Consider the following 20,578-nt stretch of genomic DNA (forward strand, 5'->3'; position numbering starts at 1 on the left):
AATGCGGGAGTGGCTCAGTGGTAGAGCGTCACCTTGCCAAGGTGAACGTCGTGGGTTCGAATCCCATCTTCCGCTCCAAATAAGGCGCTATAGCCAAGTGGTAAGGCACGAGTCTGCAAAACTCTGATCCCCCAGTTCAAATCTGGGTGGCGCCTCCAAAAAACACCTTAACTTTAAAAGTTAAGGTGTTTTTATTTATATATATGTTAAAATGACAGCTTGAAACAATCTTGTGCAATTCAATAAATGTTAAAAATTTATGAAATAAGGTAAATGTTGAAAATTTGGGAACCATTAATTTAGTATTTGAATAAAATGGTTAATAGAACAGGCCATAAATGTATCACATTTGATGCATGGAGCCGGGCCAATTTAAGGCAACGGGTGGAAAACTTGTGGGACTATAATATTTATTGTAGTCCCACAGGTTTTTACTTATCTGTATAAATATTTTAAGGTCAGATATTTATTAAAATAAAGAAATAAGAATAGGGGGGAGAATGGTGCAAAAAGAATTAATTAGAGGTAAGGAAGCGAAAAAAGTTACGCTTATTGGATTTAGCATTAATTCGATTCTAACAATATTTAAAGTATTTGCAGGTATAATTGGAAATAGTGGAGCTATGCTAGCAGACGGTATTCATTCACTTTCAGATTTGTTGACAGATATTGTGGTGTTAATTGGATTTAAGTTAACAGAGAAGCCAGAAGACGATAGTCATAACTATGGTCATGATAAATACGAAACTTTGACAACTATAATCATTAGTATTTTTTTAGCAATTGTTGGCTTTAAAATCATGAAATCAGGTATAGTCAATGTTATGACAGTTATAAAGGGGGAGAGATTACTTAAACCGGGATCGATAGCTTTAGTGGCTGCTATAGTATCGATTTTAGTTAAAGAATTATTATACCAATTCACTATTAAAATGGGTAACAAAATTAACAGCTCTGCTATAAAAGCTAACGCATGGCATCATAGGTCAGATGCTTGTTCATCTATTGGTACTCTGATTGGAATTGGTGGTGCTATTGCTTTGGGAGAAAAGTGGGTAATACTGGATCCAATTGCTTCTTTAGTTGTTAGCATTTTTATATTTAAAGTAGCTGTTGATATTTTTATTCCCGCTGTTAATGAATTAATGGAATCATCCCTAAATAAGGATGAAGTCAAGCAGATAAGACATATTATTGAGAACAAGAAAAATGTCATAAGTTTTCATAACTTGAGAACCAGAAGAATTGGAACAAAAGTTGCAATTGAAGTTCATATTTTTTTAGAAGATTCTGTTGGTTTAAAATTGGCACATGAAATTGCAACAGAAATAGAAAATGAACTAAAAATAAAATTTAGTAAAGATAGTATAGTAACCATTCATATGGAGCCTTATGAGGCAAGAGGTGAAAAATAAATATAGGATATAAGCAAGAGAGATGTCTAAAATAGATACTCTCTTTTTTATGTTTTATTCAAATATATAAACTGGTTTAAAATTTAGGAAATGGTGATTAGTGACTAGAGTGTATACACAATATGCTTCCCCTATCGATTAATTTTCCTTTTCGTAAGAATAAAGGTTCAACATTATGTTTTTTCAAAAAACTAAGAACATCCTTTCCGTAGGCATAGTACTCTAAATCACCATAAAAAGCTAAAACATTCTCTTCAATTAGGCCACAAGTACCACCTATAAATCCATAATTTAGCCCAGGAAGCTCTATATCGCCAGGAGGTAGGAGTAACACATCAAAATGTTCATTGTTAAACACTGATGCGATAACCTTATCACTTGTAATTATGGAATGATTATTTACTATAGCTGTAGAACATTTTGTATAGCCTTGTTTAACGTTTATGAGCTTTCTTCCACTATCAATAGCTATATCAATTAAAAGCTTATCGGTGCAGCTAATAGAATGAACGAATAAGTTTGAAATATTTATAGCATTTAAAATAATGTCTTCAGGATAAGTTGATTCCAAATGAAAATGAGATAAATGGACTTTAAATCCTAAATTATAAATTGAGTCAATAAAGCTTTTTGGGGTATCTTTATGTAATACAATTTTATCATCTATTATGTGCATTAACATATCAGGATGACCACATACTGCATCGTAGAGTTTTTCACATGGTGGACAAATTAAAATATTATAACCAAGAGATATAAGTGTGCGTTTTTCTTCTTCGGATGTTCTATAATCAATGATTAAAGTTTTTATATAAATCACCTCAACTTATTGTATAACTCCATTTAAGACTAAAATTTAATATAGCATACTACAACATTAAAAGTCTATTGTAAAATATTAAATTGATTTAATTTGAATAGACATTTATTTTAGACACATACTAATTCCAGGAAGGAGTGTGTAATGTGCTACTACAAACAATAGTCTTTGAAAAAGAATTATATGACATAATTGATGAAATAAATGATTTAAAAAAAACTTTTGAAGAAAAAAATATAATTTTAGGAATATCTGAATCTATAAATTTAGGCACTCATTTTGTAAAAATATTTTGCAATGATATAGATTTTAATGAGAAACTTAAAGGTAGATTTAATTTATATATATCAAATATATTATATAATATAGCAATAGAGGAGTTTAGTAGAGATGAAATACAACAGCTCCTATTAGAAAATTACTTTTTTTTAAGATATGATGAGATGAAGGATGTATCACAGAGAGTTGTTAAAATTTTAAGAAATGAAGAAAAGATAACAGATGAAGATATGGTTTACTGCATGAACAAAAAAAATGATATAATCACTAAAATAAAATTATGTATAGATGAAAATGATGAAATTAATATACAAGGATTCATTAGATTTAGAATGAAAGAACTTAAAGAAGAATTAGAAGATATAGTAAATAGAGTTGTAGAAAAGTATATGGCAGAAAAAGAATATAATGAGTTTATAAAACTTTTGAAATACTTTGTAGATGTTCAAGAAAGTAAAATAGAGACAATAAACATAATAATTAGACCTAATGGAGATTATGGAATACAAGATAAAGATGGGAATGATATAATGAGTGAAATATTTAATAATCTTACTGATACTAAATATTCGGACTCAGTTAGTGTAGAAGACCTAATTATAAGTGGACTTATAACCTACTGTCCTGAAAATATAATAATTCACGGTAAAGAAAATTGTGATAATAAAGAAATATTAGATACCATACAAAAAGTTTTTGAAGAGAGAGTGGACTTTTGTACAAATTGTGAGGCTTGCAACAAAATAAAAGAGACAGTTAAAATATAAAATTAAAATATTGACACTAGTATACATTAGTAATATAATCTATTGAAAAGAATATTTTAAAAACTATGATAAGGAAGAGTAAGTAGAGATCTGCTCTAAGAGAGGAAAGTCCTTGGCTGTAAGACCTTCTGTGTAAGTTCTATTGAAAACCACCTTTGAGTTGTATATCGAATAAAGTAGATATTTTCCGCAGCTTAGCGTTAAAAGATCAAGAGATAATAATAGAGATATTTTACTATTATTAATTTGGGTGGAACCGCGAAAAAACTCGTCCCATTTTGGGATGGGTTTTTATTTTTTTGCAAAATTATATTTTTATTTTAAAATTTAGAAAGGAAGAATAACTATGATAAAAATAACATTAAAAGATGGAAAAGTTCTAGAGGTAGAAAAAGGTTTGACTATTGGGGAAATTGCTTCAATAATAAGTTCTTCTTTAAGAAAAAAAGCTTTAGGAGCACGAGTTAATGGTAATAAAGCTGAACTCATGGATGTAATAAATGAAGATGTTATGCTAGAAATTCTTACATTTGAAGATGAAGATGGCAAAAAAATACTAAGACATACATCATCTCATATACTTGCACAAGCAGTAAAGAGATTATACCCAGATGTTAAGTTAGCTATAGGACCAGCTATTGATAATGGATTCTACTATGATTTTGATGCAGAAATTCCATTTACTCCTGAAATGCTTTTAAAGATTGAAAAAGAAATGGAGAAAATAGTTAAGGAAAATCTTCAATTAAAGAAGTTTACACTTTCAAGAGAAGAAGCTATAAAATTTATGAAGGAAAGAAATGAGGATTATAAAGTTGAGTTAATAGAAGATTTACCAGAAGACTCAATTATATCTTTCTATGAGCAAGGGGAGTTTGTAGACCTTTGTGCAGGACCTCATGTACCTTCAACTAAAGAAGTTAAAGCAGTAAAATTACTTTCGGTTGCAGGTGCTTACTGGAGAGGTAGCGAAAAAAATAAAATGCTTCAAAGAATATATGGAACATCTTTTACAAAGAAGAGTGAACTTGATGAATATATTCATATGATGGAAGAAGCTAAGAAAAGAGATCACAGAAAACTTGGAAAAGAGCTAGGATTATTTGTAATACCAGAAGAAGGTCCTGGATTCCCACTATTTTTGCCAAGAGGAGTTGAACTTAAGAATACTCTTTTAAAATACTGGAGAGAACTTCACAGAAAAGCAGGATATGTAGAAATAGAAACTCCTATTATTTTAAGTAGACACCTTTGGGAGAATTCAGGACATTGGGATCACTATAAAGATAATATGTATTCTGTAAAGATAGATGAACAAGACTTTGCCATTAAACCTATGAACTGTCCAGGTGGGATGCTTGCATTCAAGACAGCAATACATTCATATAGAGAGCTACCATTGCGTTATGCTGAGCTTGGAAGAGTTCACAGACATGAGCTTTCAGGAGCTCTACATGGACTTATGAGAGTAAGAGCTTTCACACAAGATGATGCACATATATTTATGCTTCCAGAGCAAATAAAAGATGAAATAAGCGGCGTTGCAAAATTAATCGATAAAGTTTATAGCACTTTTGGATTTAAGTATCATGTAGAATTATCTACAAGACCAGAAGACTCAATGGGTACTGATGAAGAATGGAAACTTGCTGAAGATGGATTAAGAGAAGCTTTAGAAGAATTAGGACTTAAATATATAGTTAATGAAGGTGATGGAGCTTTCTATGGTCCTAAGATAGACTTCCATTTAGAAGATTGTATAGGAAGAACGTGGCAATGCGGAACTATTCAGCTAGATATGCAAATGCCTCAAAGATTTGATCTAAGTTATATTGGTAATGATGGAGAAAAGCACAGACCTGTAATGGTGCATAGAGTTGCATTTGGAAGTATAGAAAGATTTATTGGTATTTTAATTGAACATTATGCAGGTAAATTCCCGGTATGGTTAGCTCCTACTCAGGTGAAAATTCTTCCAATTTCAGATAAGTTTGCTGAATATGCAACAAAAATAAGAAATATTTTATTTGATCAAGGATTTAAAGTGGAAATAGATGGAAGAGCTGAAAAGATAGGTTATAAAATCAGAGAAGCTCAATTAGAAAAAGTGCCTTATATGCTTGTTATTGGTGAAAAAGAAATGAATGAAAATAACTTATCAGTAAGAAGTAGAGATAATGGAGATTTAGGATCTATGAATTTAGATGATTTTATCGCAAAAATTGATGAAGAAATAAAAGAAAGAGTAAATAATATATAAAAAACTATTGACATACTTTTCTTTAGATAGTAAAATACAATATGTTAAGAAGAAACAAAGCTGTTTCTCACCTTGCAGCACTGCTAGCTAGGTTATACATACATCAAACTAGGGGTTTAATTATTCTGTTATGTTATGTAATGTATGGGACAGCTTAAGGCTGTCCCTTTTTTATTTTTATACTGTAATATTTATATGCAATTCGCTGACTATTCTTAAAAAGAGAATGTTGTCTAATTCTCTTTGTATCAAAATAGAATATGTATGTGCTGTTGAAAAACAAGCAGAACTTGGAGTGAAAATATGATTATGATGTTAGCTCCAAAGAGAGCAGAGTTGAAAGGAGGAAACTTCAATGCCAAAAATGAAATCGCACAAAGGTGCAGCAAAAAGATTCAAAAAAACTGGAAGTGGAAAAATCAAGAGAGCTAAAGCTTTCAAGAGACACATATTAACTAAAAAGAGTGCAAAGACAAAGAGAAATCTTAGACAAAGCGCACTAGTTTCAGTTACTCAAGAAAAAGCAATTAAGAAGTTATTACCATACCTATAAAATAATAGTTTTAACAGAAGGAGGTTTACAATATGGCAAGAGTAAAAAGAGCCGTACACGCTCGTAAAAAACATAAAAAAATATTGAAGCTTGCAAAAGGTTTTTACGGAAGAAGAAAAAACACTTTTAGAGCAGCAAACTCAACAGTAATCAGAGCAATGAGCTTTGCTTATGTTGGAAGAAAGTTAAAGAAGAGAGAATTCAGAAGACTTTGGATAGCAAGAATAAATGCAGCTACAAGAATGAGTGGATTATCTTACTCAAAATTCATGAATGGAATAAAGTTAGCTGGAATTAATATGAATAGAAAAATGCTTTCAGAAATCGCAATAAGTGATCCAAAATCATTTGCTGATTTAGTTGAAGTTGCAAAACAACAATTAAATGCTTAAAATAAAGTGCAGCCTATAGAGCTGCACTTTATTTTATACATTTGATGAAATAATATGGTGAAGTGAAATTATAGGGGTGTTGAATTTGAAACGAAACAATAGAAAGCTTACTTCAGTTCAGATATTAGCCTTAGGTTTTTTTCTAGTTATTATAACTGGGACGCTATTGCTGATGTTACCGATTTCTTCTAGAAATAATGATGTAACTCCATTTATTGATGCATTTTTCACATCAACTTCTGCAGTATGTGTAACAGGACTTATTACACTAAATACTCCAGAACATTGGACCTACTTTGGGACAACAGTAATAATGATACTTATTCAAGTTGGAGGACTTGGATTTATGTCCTTTGCAACCTTATTTGCTCTTATTGTAGGGAAAAGAATTACTTTAAAAGATAGGTTAGTAATGCAAGAGGCAATGAACTCATTTTCGCTCCAAGGACTCGTAAAGTTAGCAAAGTATATACTAATTTTTACATTCTCTATTGAAGGTATAGGAGCACTGTTTTTATCAACAAAGTTCATTCCGGAATATGGTCTGGTGAAGGGGATATATTTTAGCATATTCCATTCAATATCTGCCTTTTGTAATGCTGGATTTGATTTAACTGGAAATAGCTTAATGGCATATGCAGATAATACAGTTATTATTTTAACAATAGCAGCACTTATAATTATAGGAGGTCTAGGCTTTGCAGTTTGGGCTGAGATCTACAATTATAAAGGGGTAAAAAGATTGTCAACTCATTCAAAGTTTGCAATATTTATGACAGTATTTTTAATAGTTGGTGGATGGATCTTAATGTATTTATTTGAGATGAGAAATCCAGAGACTTTGAAGAATATGTCAATAAAAGGACGGCTACTATCTTCATTTTTTGCATCAGTAACTCCAAGAACAGCGGGCTTTAATTCCATTTCAACCTCGGGTATGACTTTAGCTGGAACTTTTTTAACTATAATTCTTATGTTTATTGGAGGATCACCTGGAGGAACGGCTGGAGGAGTAAAGACAACAACCACGGGAATACTTTTAATGACTGTAATATCTGTAATTAGAAATGATGCAGATACTAAGTTATTTAACAGAACCGTTAAAAAGGCACTAGTGTATAAGGCTTTTGTTATATTTATAATTGCTTTGACACTTGTAATAGGAGAAACCATGATTTTATCATTTACAGAGGTAGGAGCATCCCTTGAATATATTTTATATGAGGTCGTATCTGCCTTTGCGACAGTAGGTCTTAGTTTAGGACTTACGCCAGAACTAAGTGATATAGGTAAATTTTTAATTGCTGTGACTATGTATATGGGTAGAGTAGGTCCACTTACTTTATTTTTAGCATTGTCAAATAGAAAAAATGGAAATGTAATAAAATATCCGGAAGCTAAAATATTAGTTGGGTAGAGGTGAAAAAGATGAAAAAGAAACAATTTGTAGTTATAGGACTTGGAAGGTTTGGATTATCTATTGCAAAAACATTATATTCATTAGGAAATGATGTAATGGCAATTGACCCTGATGAGGAAATTATTCAAGAAATAGCAGATAGTGTTACACATGCAGTACAAGCAGATGGAACAGACGAACATAGTTTAAGAGCACTTGGAATAGGTAATTTTGATGTTGCAGTAGTAACTATTGGGTCTAATGTTCAAGCTAGTATAATGACAGCTCTTTTAGTAAAAGATTTAGGTGTAAAGAAGATACTTGCAAAAGCACAAAGTGAATTACATGCCAAGGTTTTGAAGAAATTAGGAGTAGATAGAGTAATATTTCCAGAAAGAGATATGGGTGTGAGAGTTGCTCATAACTTAGTTGCAACTAATATACTGGATTATATAGAGTTATCTCCAGATTATAGCATAGCTGAAATTGTAAGTGCTGCCGAGTGGGAAGGGAAGTCTTTACAAGAGTTAAAGATGAGAACTAAGTATGGAATAAATGTCATGGCGTTAAAAAGAAATAATGAAGTGAATATTTCTCCTACGGCTGAAGATATTATACATGAGGGAGACATTATTGTAGCTATCGGTGGAACAGAGGAATTAAATGAGCTTGAAAATAAAATAAAATAAACCTATTTAAGAGGTGGTTTTTTGAACATAATCCAAAGCAAAGATAATTCTATACTAAAAGAAGTAAAAAAGTTACATAAAAAGAAATTTAGAAATGAAACAGAAAGCTTTCTTGTTGAAGGATTTAGATTTGTGGAGGAGGCTTTGATGTCCTCCTTCAACATACCATATATATTTATAAGCGAAAGCGTTATGGATAAGTATATAAATTCTGATGTTAAAAAAATGATTCAAGAAGATACAGAAGTTTATTTAGTATCAGATAGTATTTTTAAAGATTTATGTGAAACTGTAACTCCACAAGGGATTTTGGCAGTAGTTAAAAATAGAAAAGTAGATTTTCAGAATAAAGAAGGTTTTTATATATTAGTAGATAGAATACAAGATCCAGGCAATATGGGAACTATTATAAGAACTGCCCATGCTAGCGGAGCATTAGGTATAATTACTACAAAAGGCACTGTGGATATTTATAATGATAAGACATTGAGATCTACAATGGGTTCAATCTTTAATATTCCGATAATAGAAGATATAGATTTGAAATTGTTAAATAATCTTAAGTCTATGGGATTCAAACTTATTGTAAGTTCTTTAGATACGGATAATAATTTTTATGATATTGATTTAAAGACAAAAGCTATTATAGCTGTAGGAAATGAAGGCAATGGTATTAGTAATGAAATTTCCAGGTTAGGAGATGAAAAGGTAAAGATACCTATGCCTGGGGGAGCGGAATCATTAAATGTTGCAGTTTCAGCTGCCATAATGATGTATGAAGCTGTTAGACAAAAAAATGTAGTATAAATGAAAAAAAATTTGCAATTTTTTTTCATGATAGATATAATATTACTTAAGTTTACAAACAAATATAATTAAATAATATAGACTATGATGGAGAGAGTAGATATAGGAATTTTTTTAGGGAGAAAAAGCCATAGACTGTAAGCTTTTTTATGAATGAGTATATTGAAGTTCACTCTGGAGTCCTAATTGTGAAGTTAGTAGCAATTAGCGGTAAACCGTTAAATTTATGAGAGAATGATGATGTTTGAATAGAGCATTGTTGTTAACAAGGGTGGTAACACGGAATACTTCGTCCCTATTTTTAGGGAGGGAGTTTTTTTTATTTTTATAAACTATTTGAAAGGAGTAAAAAAATGAGAGAAAAACTAGAAGTAATAAAATTAAATGCTCTTGAAGAGTTGAAGAGTGTATCAAGTAGGACAGAACTTGAAAATATAAGAGTAAAGTACCTTGGGAAAAAAGGAGAGCTTACTCAAATATTAAGAGGCATGGGAGGGCTTTCCGCAGAAGAAAGACCAATTGTAGGAAAGGTTGCCAACGAAGTTAGAGAAGAGCTAGAAACAGCTATAGATAAATATCTTAGTGATATGAAGAACAAAGAAAAAGAGATAAAGTTAAAGAGTGAAATAATTGATATCTCAATGCCTGGAAAAAAGCAGACTATTGGTAAGAAAAATCCTCTTGAATTAACTTTAGATAGTATAACAGATATATTTATATCAATGGGATTTTCTATAGAAGAAGGTCCGGAAGTAGAGAAAGATTATTATAATTTTGAAGCATTAAATATACCTAAAGATCACCCCGCGAGAGGTGAACAGGACACTTTTTACATAAATGATGATGTAGTTCTAAGAACACAGACATCACCAATACAAATACGAACAATGGAAAGTCAAAAGCCACCTATAAAAATGATAGCTCCAGGAAAGGTTTATCGTTCAGATGCAGTAGATGCTACACATTCTCCTATATTTTATCAAATAGAAGGATTAGTAATAGATAAGGGAATAACTTTCGCTGATTTGAAGGGAACCCTAGAGATGTTTATAAAAAAAATGTTTGGAGATAAAATGGAAACTAAGTTTAGACCTCATCATTTTCCTTTTACAGAACCATCAGCAGAGATGGATGCCACTTGCTTTGTATGTGGAGGAAATGGATGTAACGTATGTAAAAATAGTGGATGGATTGAAATTCTAGGTTGTGGAATGGTTCATCCTCAAGTACTTAGAAATTGTGGAATAGACCCAGAAGTATATAGTGGATTTGCATTTGGTTTCGGATTGGACAGAATGGTAATGCAGAAATACGAACTTGATGATATTAGATTATTATACGAAAGTGATATGAGATTTTTAAATCAGTTCTAATTATTAATATACACAGGAGGTAAGAAAATGAAGGTTCCAGTTAATTGGCTTAAAGATTATATAAATATAGATAATATATCACCGAAAGAATTAGGGGACGCTCTAACTTTATCAGGCTCAAAAGTAGAGGAAGTAATAGTCACTGGAGATGTTGTAGATAAAATTGTTACAGGAAAAATATTAAAAATAGAACCCAATCCAGAGGCAGAAAGACTTTCAATCTGTCAAGTTGATATTGGTGAAGCAGAGCATATTCAAATAGTTACTGCTGCAAATAACATGAAAGAAGGGGATGTAGTCCCAACTGCACTACATGGATCAACTTTAGCTGATGGTACTAAAATAAAGAAGGGTAAACTTAGAGGTGCTGTTTCAAATGGAATGTTTTGTTCAGAAGAAGAGCTTGGCATAGCAGGAGATGAACCAGTACATGGGCTTATGATTCTTCCAGGAGATACACCTGTTGGAAAAGACATAAAAGAAATAGTAAACATGCAAACAGCTATTATTGATTTTGAAATAACATCAAATAGACCAGATTGCTTAAGTATAGTAGGTATTGCTAGAGAGACAGCAGCTACATTAGGTAAAGAATATAGAATGCCTAGTTTAGAATATAAGGTATCTTCTAATAAGAGAATTGAAGACAGTATAAAAGTAGAAATAAGAGATAGTCTTTGCAGAAGATATATGGCTCGTCAAGTAACTAATATAAAAATAATGCCATCACCTCAATGGATGCAAGAAAGACTTTTAGAAGCAGGAGTAAGACCTATAAATAACATAGTAGACATAACAAATTTTGTTATGATAGAAATAGGTCAACCAATGCACGCTTTTGATAGAAGGGAAATAACTTCTGATGTTATAGTAGTTGAAAGAGCAAAGGATGGAGAGAAGTTCACTACTTTAGATGGTGAAGAAAGAACTTTAGATTCAGAAATATTAAATATTAAAGATGGAGAAAAAACTATAGGACTTGCTGGGATTATGGGAGGACTTAATTCTGAAGTTAAAGATGATACCACAGAGATTGTCTTTGAATCCGCTAATTTTAACGGAACAAATATAAGAATATCTTCTAAAAAATTAGGCTTAAGGACAGAAGCATCAGCAAAATTTGAGAAGGATTTAGATCCTAATTTAGTAGAAGTTGCTATAAATAGAGCTTGTGCATTAATAGATGAACTAGGCGCAGGAGCAGTAATGGAAGGTACAATAGATATCTATCCTGAGGAATTAGAATCTCATGGACTAAAAGTAGATTCAGTCTGGATTAATAAATTTTTAGGAATAAATATATCTAAGGATGAGATGAAAGAATATCTAGATAGATTAGACTTAAAAACTACAATTGAAGCTGATAATCTAATAGTAACTGTACCAACTTTTAGATGTGATGTTAATATAAAAGAAGATGTTGCAGAGGAAATCGCAAGGATATATGGATATAATAAGGTACCTTCTACAATTCCAAGTACACAACCTACAAAAGCAGGAAAGAATGAAACACAATTACTAAGAACTAAGTTAATAGATACTTTAATAGGAAGTGGACTTAATCAGGCAATAGCCTATTCTTTTGTAAGTCCTAAGGTTTTTGATAAGGTATTAATTTCAGAAGATAGTTCAATAAGAAATGCTGTATCTATAAAAAATCCATTAGGGGAAGATTATAGTATAATGAGAACCACTTCAATTCCTTCTATGATGGAAGCATTGTCAAGAAACTATTTAAGAAACAATGAAGTAGTTAAATTATTTGAAATAGGAAAAGTATATATACCTAATGAGAATACCTCTGAGTTACCAGAAGAGAGAAATACAGCTACCATAGGAATGTATGGAGGTGTTGACTATCTAGACTTAAAAGGTATAGTAGAAAATATTATAGATGTTTTAGGAATTAAAAATGTAAAATTCCAAAGAGTCAGTGATAATCCAACTTTTCATCCAGGAAAGACTGCAGGATTATATATTAAGAAAGAATTTTTAGGTATAGTTGGAGAAATACATCCAGATGTATCTGATAATTATGAAGTAGAAGAAAGATGTTATATAGCTGAGATTAATTTAGATGTATTGTTTAAATATGCCAATACTAATAAAAAATACACTCCTCTACCTAAGTTCCCGGCTAGTACAAGAGATTTAGCAGTAATAATAAATTCAGAAGTATTATCACAAGAAATTGAAGATATAATTAAAAATCAAGGTGGTAATTTACTTGAAAGTGCTAAGTTGTTTGATGTATATCAAGGTAAACAAATAGAAGAAGGAAAGAAAAGTATAGCGTATTCACTTATTTATAGAGGGGATAACAGAACTTTAACGGATAATGAAGTAAACAAAGTTCATGAAAAAATTGTAAAAGCACTTGAACATAAATTAGGTGCAGAGCTTAGATAAAGTTTTATTTCATATATTGAGAAAATATGTTAAAATATAAATAAATCAATTTATTGAATTTTGTCTAAGAGGGTGTTCAAATGAATATTGTAACGGTTAAAATAAATGGCGCAGAATATAATTTAAAAGGCGATGAGAGAGAAGAGTATCTACATAAAGTAGCAGGATATGTAGATAAAAAAATATCTGATGTGCTCAAAAAAAATAGTAGGCTTAGTATAGGAGATGCATCTGTTTTAGCAGCTTTGAACATAGTAGATGAAAAATTCAAGAGTGACAATCACGTCGAAGAGTTAAAAAGAGAAGTAGAAGATGCTAAAAAGGGAGAAAGAGTATTGCAAGCTCAGGTTGATGATCTGAAAAAACATATTAAAAACTTAGAGCAATTTAATGCTGAACTTCAAAATAAGTTAGAAAGTACAAAAAATGGTGACTACTTAAGAGAAGTTGAAGAAGATGCAAGAAGATTGAGAGATGAGTTAAATATACTAAGAGAGACATCAAATGAGTATCTTCTAGAAAAGAATAAGCTTAAAGCTGAAAACAAGGATTTAAAGTTCCAAGCACAATCATCTAAGTATAAAATAATGGATTTACAAAATAAACTTATAGAGAACCAAATAGATTTAGTAAAGATAAAGAAAAAAGATAATCCTTTATTAAATGTAAAATAGTGGTAAGAGTAAATTCTATAAAAAAGATGACTACCTGAAAATAATTTTAAAATTATTTTTAGGTAGTCTTTTTTCTTTATAAAGTAGGAAAATAGAGTGGTAAGGACATATTTATTAAATTTTGCTCATAATCTATATTAGAAAAGATATTCATTTTTGTGGAGGAATAATTATGTTTTGCAATGAAAAAAATAAAGCAGTTATTAAGGAAAAAATAATAGATCATTATCTATATATAGATGAAAATAAAAAGCTATTAAAAATTATAAATGAAAAAAACCAGGATATAGATGAAATTTTGAATAAATTAGAAATTCAGAACAAAATTATTTCTTCCATGAAAAACACAAATTCTAAATTGAAAGAATATATAATTATTCTTCAAAAATCTATAGAAGATATAGAAGATAAATTACATATGCTTAATATTGAAAAAGGCCTAGAAGAACAAAATTATTATAGAATAGTCAATGATTATGAAAATAAAATAAAAGAGTTGATAGAACAAAATGAAAGACTATTTATAGATTTAAACTTTAAAATGTCCTCATTATTAAGTTTAATAAATGAAAAAGATATAATAATACAAAATTTTATGAAATAAAATGTTTTTACTAGAATAATATTTTATATATTAATTTTTAGGAGATAATGTTCATGATATATTTTGATAATGCAGCTACTAGCTTTCCTAAACCAGAGAAAGTGTATAATGAAGTTTTAAGATGTATGAAAAGCTATGCGGGTAATTCAGGAAGGAGCTCTCATTCTATGGCAGTGAAAGCAGCTTCTAAAATTATGGATACGAGGGTAGAATTAAGTGAACTTTTTAATATAGAAAGCCCCTTTAACATTATTTTTACAAGCAATGCCACAGAGGCCTTAAATATTGGAATAAAAGGAATATTGAAAAAGGGAGATCATGTTATAAGTACAGTAATAGAACATAATTCAGTATTAAGACCTCTGAGCTATTTAAGTAAAAGAGGAATTGAAGTTACATTATTAGAGGTTGATGATAAAGGATATGTAGATACTAAGATTTTAAAAAAAGAAATTAAGCAAAATACCAAAGCTATAATAATAAATCATGGATCTAATGTATTAGGAACAATCCAAGATATTAAGAGCATTGGAAGAATAGCAAAGGAGGAAGGAATATTATTTTTAGTAGATGCTTCTCAAAGTGCTGGAGTTATATCTATAGATGTAATAGAAAATAATATTGATTTATTAGCTTTCCCAGGCCATAAAGGTTTATATGGACCACAAGGAACTGGAGCTATATATATAAAGGATGGTATTCAGGTAGAAGAATATAACCAAGGGGGAACTGGAAGCAATTCTTTATCTATGGAGCAGCCAGAAATTTTACCAGATAGGTTTGAGAGTGGAACATTAAATACACCAGGAATCGCTGGCTGGTGTGAGGGAGTAAAATTTATAAAGAAGGTTGGTATAGATAAGATTAAAGAGCATGAAATTGAATTAGTACAATACTTATTAGAAGAGTTGATGAAGCTTTCTTATGTGAAAATTTACGGAGATACTGATTATAAAAATAGGTGTGCTGTAGTTTCTATTAATTTAGATAATATTGATAGTTCGGAAGTGGGTAATTTATTGAGCGAAAAAGGAATTGCAGTAAGAACGGGATATCATTGTGCGCCACTTATTCACAGAGTAATTGGTACACATAACATGGGCACTATTAGAATAAGTCCTGGATATTTCAATACTTTTGATGATGTGGAGAATATTATTAAGTCTTTAATAGATATATATGAAAGAAAAACTATATAACTAGGGATTTTTAATAAACTAAGTAAGAATATAAGTTATAATAGTAACAGACTCATATCCAATTAGATATTATATATTAAAGAAGGTAGGGATTAATTTATACTTCATAAAGGTTCTAATAAGGAGATGAGCTTTATGACAAAAAATGAAGAAAAGGTTATTGGTATTTTTGCTTCAAACAATCAAACCATATTATTATATAATAAATTAAGAAAAGATGGGTATGATGTTGCGCTTTTATCAGCTCCAAATAAATTTTCAGTAGGATGTACTAAAGCTATTAAGTTCAATATAAGTGATATCGACATTGTAAAGGAAGAAATAAAAAAGAATAAACTCCTATGTGAGGGTATGTATAGGAGAGTTATAAGTGATAATAAAATAACTTATGTCTTAATAAGTTAATAATAGATAGATTAAACGAGTCTAGAAAATGGACTCGTTGTTCTTCTGATAGGAGGAGTTTATAATTTGAAAGATAATATTTTTCATTTTAAAAAAAACTTAATCTATGTGTCTATAATTATTGCTTGTAAAAATGAATTAAATAACTTGAAATGGACAATAGATTCTATAATGAAATCTAAAAATTTACTTAGCTTTGAAATTATTGTAGTAGATGATGCATCGAATGATGGAAGTACAGAATTTTTAAAATCTGATTTAGATATGTATAAGGATATTATTTTCATAAAAACAACAGGTTTAGGAGTTGCAAATGCGAGAAATAAAGGAGTGGAGTCTGCTAATGGAAAATACTTGTTTTTTTGTGATGCACATATAGAAGTACCAGATGGGTGGTTAGATGCTCTAGTGAGTACCTTAGAGAGCTCAAAAGCCCAGTTAGTGGCACCTGCAATTGTAGATATAAAAAATCCTTTAATTCAAACTTACGGTGCAACATGGAATCATAAGTTTGAAGCTAATTGGATCGTAAATAACCCTATTAGTATTGTTGAAACACCTTTTATAGGTGGAGCAGCACTTGGTATTAGTAAAGAAGTATTTAAAAAAATATACGGATTTCATCATTTATTTAAGGGGTATGGTGTAGAAGATCAGGAATTATGTCTTAAAGCATGGCTTTATGGATATAAAGTTGTAGTGAATCCAAATATAAAAATAAAGCATCTTTTTAGGAATGTTTATCCTTATAAAATAAATCCTTCTAATGGTATTTATAATACTTTGTGCTTAGCATACTCTCATTTTAATAAAGAACGAATTACTAAAATTATTAATATTTTAAAAATTTATAATTCATTTTCTGCTACAGCAATACAAATAAAGAAAAATCAACATTTGATTTTTGAACAAAGAGAAAAATATTTTAATGAACGTATTAATGACGATGATTTTTTCTTTAAGAAATTTAATATTATAATACTTTGATTTATTTATATAAGAGGAATATTGGTTATTAAGGGAATAACTTATATTTTTTACTCATATGATAGATTAATGAGAAATAATTTAAAGGAGTCTATGCATTGACAAATAATTTTATTGTACCTTCAGATATAATAGATGTTTCAATTATTATTCCATGCAAAAATGAAGTGAGCAATTTAAAGTGGACAGTAGATTCTATAATTAAATCTAAAAATTCACTAAGCTTTGAAATTATTGTAGTAGATGATAAATCAGAAGATAAAAGTTCAGAGTTCTTAGAAAGTAATTTAAGTAAAAATATTTATAAAAGGGTTACTTTAATAAAAACAAATAATGTAGGAGCTGCTGTAGCAAGGAATATTGGGGCAAAATCAGCTAAGGGGAAATACTTATTTTTTTGTGATGCTCATGTAAAAGTTCCAGATAAATGGATAGACAAGCTTGTAAATACATTAAAAATGTGTAATGCTGATTTAATAGCACCATATATTGCTGATATGTCAAACCCTTTATTAGTAGGCTGTGGTCAGACCTGGACTAAAGAATTGAGCATACAATGGTTATTAGATAAGCTTAACGAAGGATCAGAAATACCAATAGCTTGCGGTTGCACTTTTGGTATAACAAAAGAAGCTTTTGATAAAATAGAGGGTTTTAATAATCTATTTCAAGTGTGGGGTAAAGAAGATGAAGAATTGTGTTTTAAAGCTTGGCTTTATGGTTATAAAATAGTTATAAGTTCTAATGTGATAGTGAGACATCTTTTTAGAAAGAAACATCCATATACTGTTACAAAGTCAAATGTACTATATAATATGTTATGTATGGCATATTCTCATTTTGGAGAAGAACGACTTGCAAAAACAATAAGTATCGCAAAACAGAATCCTTATTTTTTAAGTGCATCTGAAAGGATAAAAAAAAATAAAGAATTAATACTTGACCAGAGAGAAAAGCATTTTAAAAATCGTATTTATAATGATGATTTTTTCTTTGAAAAATTTAATATACAATTTTAAAAAACTTAAGTCCATGCGATAATATGCAGGACTTAAGTTTTTATTTTCCTTCTATACTTTTAAGTATAGAAATGAAGAAGTATTGTATAGTGTTTATTTTTAGAAGGTTAGTTCAATTGGACAGTTTGTAATTTTAAATTTACCTTGGAATTCAAATACTGTACCTGTATTACTTTCTGCTCCAGTTACGCAATCTGTAGGTCCTGCTATAAAAGAAGCTTTAATATCGGTGCAAGGAATTGGTTGACCGGAATATACAGATGCTTTAAATGGATTTGATACATAACCAATAACTTGATCTACAAGTACACAATTATTGCAGCACACTTTAAGTGTTCTTTGATTTGTATCTGGGGTTTCAAAATTATCTGGGCTTCCAGTACCATCAACGTGACAAATAGTACTAGGAGCGTTTGGACCATTTACAGTTAGTTGAGCATTTGCTGCATATTTTATACAACCTACTACTCTAACTGGATGTAATTTAATAGTGGTTGTTAAGCCGCCACTACAACCATCTGGTAAATCAGTACATTGACAAGTGATAGAGCAAGGTTCTTTGTCTATAATATAAAACAAATTACTTTTATAAAAAAGATCTTTAGTAGTAGGTGGTCCATCAGGAGTGCCAAATTCAGCAGGTATTGTAACTCTGCAGCAATAAGGTATCTCACATTGACATGGTTCCATACATGGAGAAGGTGTAGGTGTAGGTGCAGGATATTGATAGCTATCAATATCTAACTTTTCTATTAATTGAAGTTTTTCTTCTTCACTAATAGCAAGTTCTGAATCAGTAATCTTATTCATTTCTGACATTATATCCTTAATTTCATCAAATATTTTTTTTTCATAGATTTCTGACATTAATAATACCCTCCTTTATAAAAAACAAATGTTTAGAAATAAGTATCTCTACAATACATGATATGAATATATTTAAAAAAGAGTGATTACTTTAATAGGAGATTTAAGTTGATATTTTAAATGTTATAATGTGGTTCATTGTAGGCATAAACATTATTGTATCTTGCATAACATATATAAAGAGTAATATTATTGGAAGGTAAATTTTAGTGAATCAGAGTGATGATAAAGTAATATTGTACGAAAAAATAATTAAACAGAAAGATCAAAAAATTGATGAGCTACAAAATATGCTGGAAAATAAAGAAATAAAAATTAAGTTTTATCAAACAAAAATTGAAAATATATATAAACAATATAATAAGTTTCAGGAATATAAGGAAGCATTAAAGAATAATATATCTTTCTTACAAGAAAACTTAATAGATAAAGAGCAAAAAATTATAGAATTAGAAAATATAAGTAGAGCTAAAGAAAGTGAAATTATATTACTAAACCAGATAATGGAAGAAAGAGAAAGTGAATCTGTATTCAAGCGCATATTCAATAATAAAAATATTTCCAAAACTGATAGGTAATTTGAACATTATTCTAGTTATATTTTTTTATCAACGTGTATATTAAACTATTTAATTTATGAATAAACATAATAATCATCAATTTCATAATATTATTATAGGAATAACACTGTTAATAAATTAAGGAGAGATTTATGAAAGAAATACTATCAGAGCAAAGTATATCTAATGCAGTAAACAGTTTAAAAATATTAAACTGTTATAGAAATTATCAAGCGGTTCATCCAAAGGTAATTTATTTTAAGAATGGATGGAATGGATATAAATTTTGGATGGCATATACTCCTTACCCCTATGCCAATGATTTTTATGAAAACCCCTGTATTGCAGTATCTAATGACATGATAAATTGGATAGACCCTTTTGCAGTTAATCCATTAGATTCTGTTGAAAAGAATGGGGATACGCATTTTAGTGATCCTCATTTAGTATATAGGGAAGACTTAGATTCAATGGAGTGTTGGTATAGGTATAGAAATAAAAAGACTAAAGAAGAAAAGTTTTATAGAAGAATAACTCAATTCGGGAGAAACTGGACCAAACCAGAAGTTGTATTTAATTGTGATGATTTTAATGAAATTTCCTTAGCTTTATCACCAGCAGTGTTATATGAGGATGAGAAATACAAGATGTGGTTAGTGAATCAAGACTATAAGATTGTATATCTAGAACGAAGTGATTGCAGTAGTTGGGAAATAAAAGATTATATAAATATAAACTTTGATAATATTGAAAAATATACACCTTGGCATATAGATGTGATTCATGCAGAAAAAGGATACGAGATGATAGTTGCGCCTTTATATGATAGAAAATTTGAAAAAATGAATTTATATTATACAAAAGGCAAAAATGAAATTGAATTTGAACCAGCTACAGAAATTATGAGACCATCAATAGATAAAAATGCTTGGGATAATTATATATTATATAGAGCCTCTTTTATAATATATGAAGGTGAATATTGTATTTTTTATTCTGCTCAAAATAAAAACAATCAATGGCATATAGGATTAAGTAAGGGTAAATTTATATAGTTATGAAAAGCATAATCTAAAGGCATCTAATCTAGAGATATATTA

The 20,578-nt window shown here is 29.8% G+C and carries 20 protein-coding genes, 2 tRNA genes, 1 riboswitch and 2 other annotated features; of the genes, 20 read left to right on the top strand and 2 right to left on the bottom strand.

All coding sequences use genetic code 11. From position 1 onward, the window contains the following. Nucleotides 1–3 precede the first annotated feature (3 nt). From ACX0KU_RS11410 to ACX0KU_RS11420, 3 genes are all read left to right on the top strand, one after another. Nucleotides 4–78, top strand: a tRNA-Gly gene (locus tag ACX0KU_RS11410). A 5-nt stretch (nucleotides 79–83) separates the two neighbouring features. After that, nucleotides 84–158 (top strand) — tRNA-Cys (locus ACX0KU_RS11415). Nucleotides 159–313: 155 nt separating this feature from the next. Next, nucleotides 314–406: riboswitch (NiCo riboswitch) on the top strand. Between the two features lie 94 nt (nucleotides 407–500). Next, nucleotides 501–1,415 carry a cation diffusion facilitator family transporter gene (locus ACX0KU_RS11420; RefSeq protein WP_472990040.1) on the top strand — a complete coding sequence of 305 codons (915 nt, stop codon included), beginning with the start codon at nucleotides 501–503 and terminating at the stop codon, nucleotides 1,413–1,415. 97 nt (nucleotides 1,416–1,512) lie between these two features. Here ACX0KU_RS11420 and ACX0KU_RS11425 read toward each other — a convergent pair whose 3' ends face one another. Next, entirely contained in the window at nucleotides 1,513–2,226 is a 714-nt protein-coding gene (locus tag ACX0KU_RS11425; protein WP_472992443.1) for a DUF6873 family GME fold protein, read from the bottom strand. A gap of 155 nt (nucleotides 2,227–2,381) precedes the next feature. Between ACX0KU_RS11425 and ytxC the strand changes: the two genes are divergently transcribed. The 15 genes from ytxC to ACX0KU_RS11500 all read left to right on the top strand — a co-directional run bounded on the left by ytxC (nucleotide 2,382) and on the right by ACX0KU_RS11500 (nucleotide 18,051). Next, nucleotides 2,382–3,281: a putative sporulation protein YtxC gene (gene ytxC, locus ACX0KU_RS11430; protein WP_472990042.1), complete on the top strand. Its 900-nt coding sequence runs from the start codon at nucleotides 2,382–2,384 to the stop codon at nucleotides 3,279–3,281. Between the two features lie 56 nt (nucleotides 3,282–3,337). Continuing rightward, nucleotides 3,338–3,560: a binding site (T-box leader), on the top strand. A gap of 67 nt (nucleotides 3,561–3,627) precedes the next feature. After that, nucleotides 3,628–5,541 carry a threonine--tRNA ligase gene (gene thrS / locus ACX0KU_RS11435; RefSeq protein WP_472990043.1) on the top strand — a complete coding sequence of 638 codons (1,914 nt, stop codon included), beginning with the start codon at nucleotides 3,628–3,630 and terminating at the stop codon, nucleotides 5,539–5,541. Between the two features lie 355 nt (nucleotides 5,542–5,896). Further along, on the top strand, nucleotides 5,897–6,094 hold the full coding sequence (rpmI, locus tag ACX0KU_RS11440; RefSeq protein WP_472990044.1) for a 50S ribosomal protein L35: 198 nt from the start codon (nucleotides 5,897–5,899) through the stop codon (nucleotides 6,092–6,094). A gap of 32 nt (nucleotides 6,095–6,126) precedes the next feature. After that, the gene (gene rplT, locus ACX0KU_RS11445) at nucleotides 6,127–6,486 is read left to right on the top strand and encodes a 50S ribosomal protein L20 (protein ID WP_472990045.1); all 360 of its coding nucleotides are present in this window, start codon (nucleotides 6,127–6,129) and stop codon (nucleotides 6,484–6,486) included. A 79-nt stretch (nucleotides 6,487–6,565) separates the two neighbouring features. After that, on the top strand, nucleotides 6,566–7,903 hold the full coding sequence (locus ACX0KU_RS11450; protein WP_472992444.1) for a TrkH family potassium uptake protein: 1,338 nt from the start codon (nucleotides 6,566–6,568) through the stop codon (nucleotides 7,901–7,903). Between the two features lie 11 nt (nucleotides 7,904–7,914). Further along, complete coding sequence (locus ACX0KU_RS11455; protein ID WP_472990047.1) at nucleotides 7,915–8,574, top strand: potassium channel family protein; 660 nt, start codon at nucleotides 7,915–7,917, stop codon at nucleotides 8,572–8,574. Between the two features lie 21 nt (nucleotides 8,575–8,595). Then, the gene (locus ACX0KU_RS11460) at nucleotides 8,596–9,381 is read left to right on the top strand and encodes a TrmH family RNA methyltransferase (protein ID WP_472990048.1); all 786 of its coding nucleotides are present in this window, start codon (nucleotides 8,596–8,598) and stop codon (nucleotides 9,379–9,381) included. Nucleotides 9,382–9,456: 75 nt separating this feature from the next. Further along, nucleotides 9,457–9,681: a binding site (T-box leader), on the top strand. A gap of 53 nt (nucleotides 9,682–9,734) precedes the next feature. Further along, a complete protein-coding gene (gene pheS / locus ACX0KU_RS11465; protein WP_472990049.1) occupies nucleotides 9,735–10,754 on the top strand; it encodes a phenylalanine--tRNA ligase subunit alpha in 1,020 nt (339 codons plus the stop codon). A 27-nt stretch (nucleotides 10,755–10,781) separates the two neighbouring features. After that, nucleotides 10,782–13,163 (top strand): phenylalanine--tRNA ligase subunit beta, encoded by a 2,382-nt coding sequence (gene pheT / locus ACX0KU_RS11470; RefSeq protein ID WP_472990050.1) that lies wholly within the window; start codon nucleotides 10,782–10,784, stop codon nucleotides 13,161–13,163. Between the two features lie 80 nt (nucleotides 13,164–13,243). Continuing rightward, nucleotides 13,244–13,837, top strand: a complete 594-nt coding sequence (locus ACX0KU_RS11475; RefSeq protein WP_472990051.1) for a cell division protein ZapA — start codon at nucleotides 13,244–13,246, stop codon at nucleotides 13,835–13,837. A 172-nt stretch (nucleotides 13,838–14,009) separates the two neighbouring features. Then, nucleotides 14,010–14,441 (top strand): hypothetical protein, encoded by a 432-nt coding sequence (locus tag ACX0KU_RS11480; protein ID WP_472990052.1) that lies wholly within the window; start codon nucleotides 14,010–14,012, stop codon nucleotides 14,439–14,441. 53 nt (nucleotides 14,442–14,494) lie between these two features. After that, the gene (locus ACX0KU_RS11485) at nucleotides 14,495–15,640 is read left to right on the top strand and encodes an aminotransferase class V-fold PLP-dependent enzyme (RefSeq protein WP_472990053.1); all 1,146 of its coding nucleotides are present in this window, start codon (nucleotides 14,495–14,497) and stop codon (nucleotides 15,638–15,640) included. A 135-nt stretch (nucleotides 15,641–15,775) separates the two neighbouring features. Further along, nucleotides 15,776–16,045: a putative Se/S carrier protein gene (locus ACX0KU_RS11490; protein ID WP_472990055.1), complete on the top strand. Its 270-nt coding sequence runs from the start codon at nucleotides 15,776–15,778 to the stop codon at nucleotides 16,043–16,045. Nucleotides 16,046–16,111: 66 nt separating this feature from the next. Further along, nucleotides 16,112–17,032, top strand: coding sequence for a glycosyltransferase family 2 protein (locus tag ACX0KU_RS11495; RefSeq protein WP_472990056.1), 921 nt, complete (start codon nucleotides 16,112–16,114; stop codon nucleotides 17,030–17,032). A gap of 98 nt (nucleotides 17,033–17,130) precedes the next feature. Further along, nucleotides 17,131–18,051, top strand: coding sequence for a glycosyltransferase (locus ACX0KU_RS11500; RefSeq protein ID WP_472990057.1), 921 nt, complete (start codon nucleotides 17,131–17,133; stop codon nucleotides 18,049–18,051). A gap of 99 nt (nucleotides 18,052–18,150) precedes the next feature. Here ACX0KU_RS11500 and ACX0KU_RS11505 read toward each other — a convergent pair whose 3' ends face one another. Further along, the gene (locus tag ACX0KU_RS11505) at nucleotides 18,151–18,918 is read right to left on the bottom strand and encodes a hypothetical protein (protein ID WP_472990058.1); all 768 of its coding nucleotides are present in this window, start codon (nucleotides 18,916–18,918) and stop codon (nucleotides 18,151–18,153) included. A 209-nt stretch (nucleotides 18,919–19,127) separates the two neighbouring features. Here ACX0KU_RS11505 and ACX0KU_RS11510 point away from each other — a divergent pair, with 209 nt between their 5' ends. Together ACX0KU_RS11510 and ACX0KU_RS11515 are read left to right on the top strand one after the other, a co-directional pair. Further along, entirely contained in the window at nucleotides 19,128–19,496 is a 369-nt protein-coding gene (locus ACX0KU_RS11510; protein ID WP_472990059.1) for a hypothetical protein, read from the top strand. Between the two features lie 134 nt (nucleotides 19,497–19,630). After that, entirely contained in the window at nucleotides 19,631–20,533 is a 903-nt protein-coding gene (locus tag ACX0KU_RS11515) for a hypothetical protein (RefSeq protein WP_472990060.1), read from the top strand. Nucleotides 20,534–20,578 lie beyond the last annotated feature (45 nt).

Source organism: Clostridium sp. X (assembly GCF_055755365.1).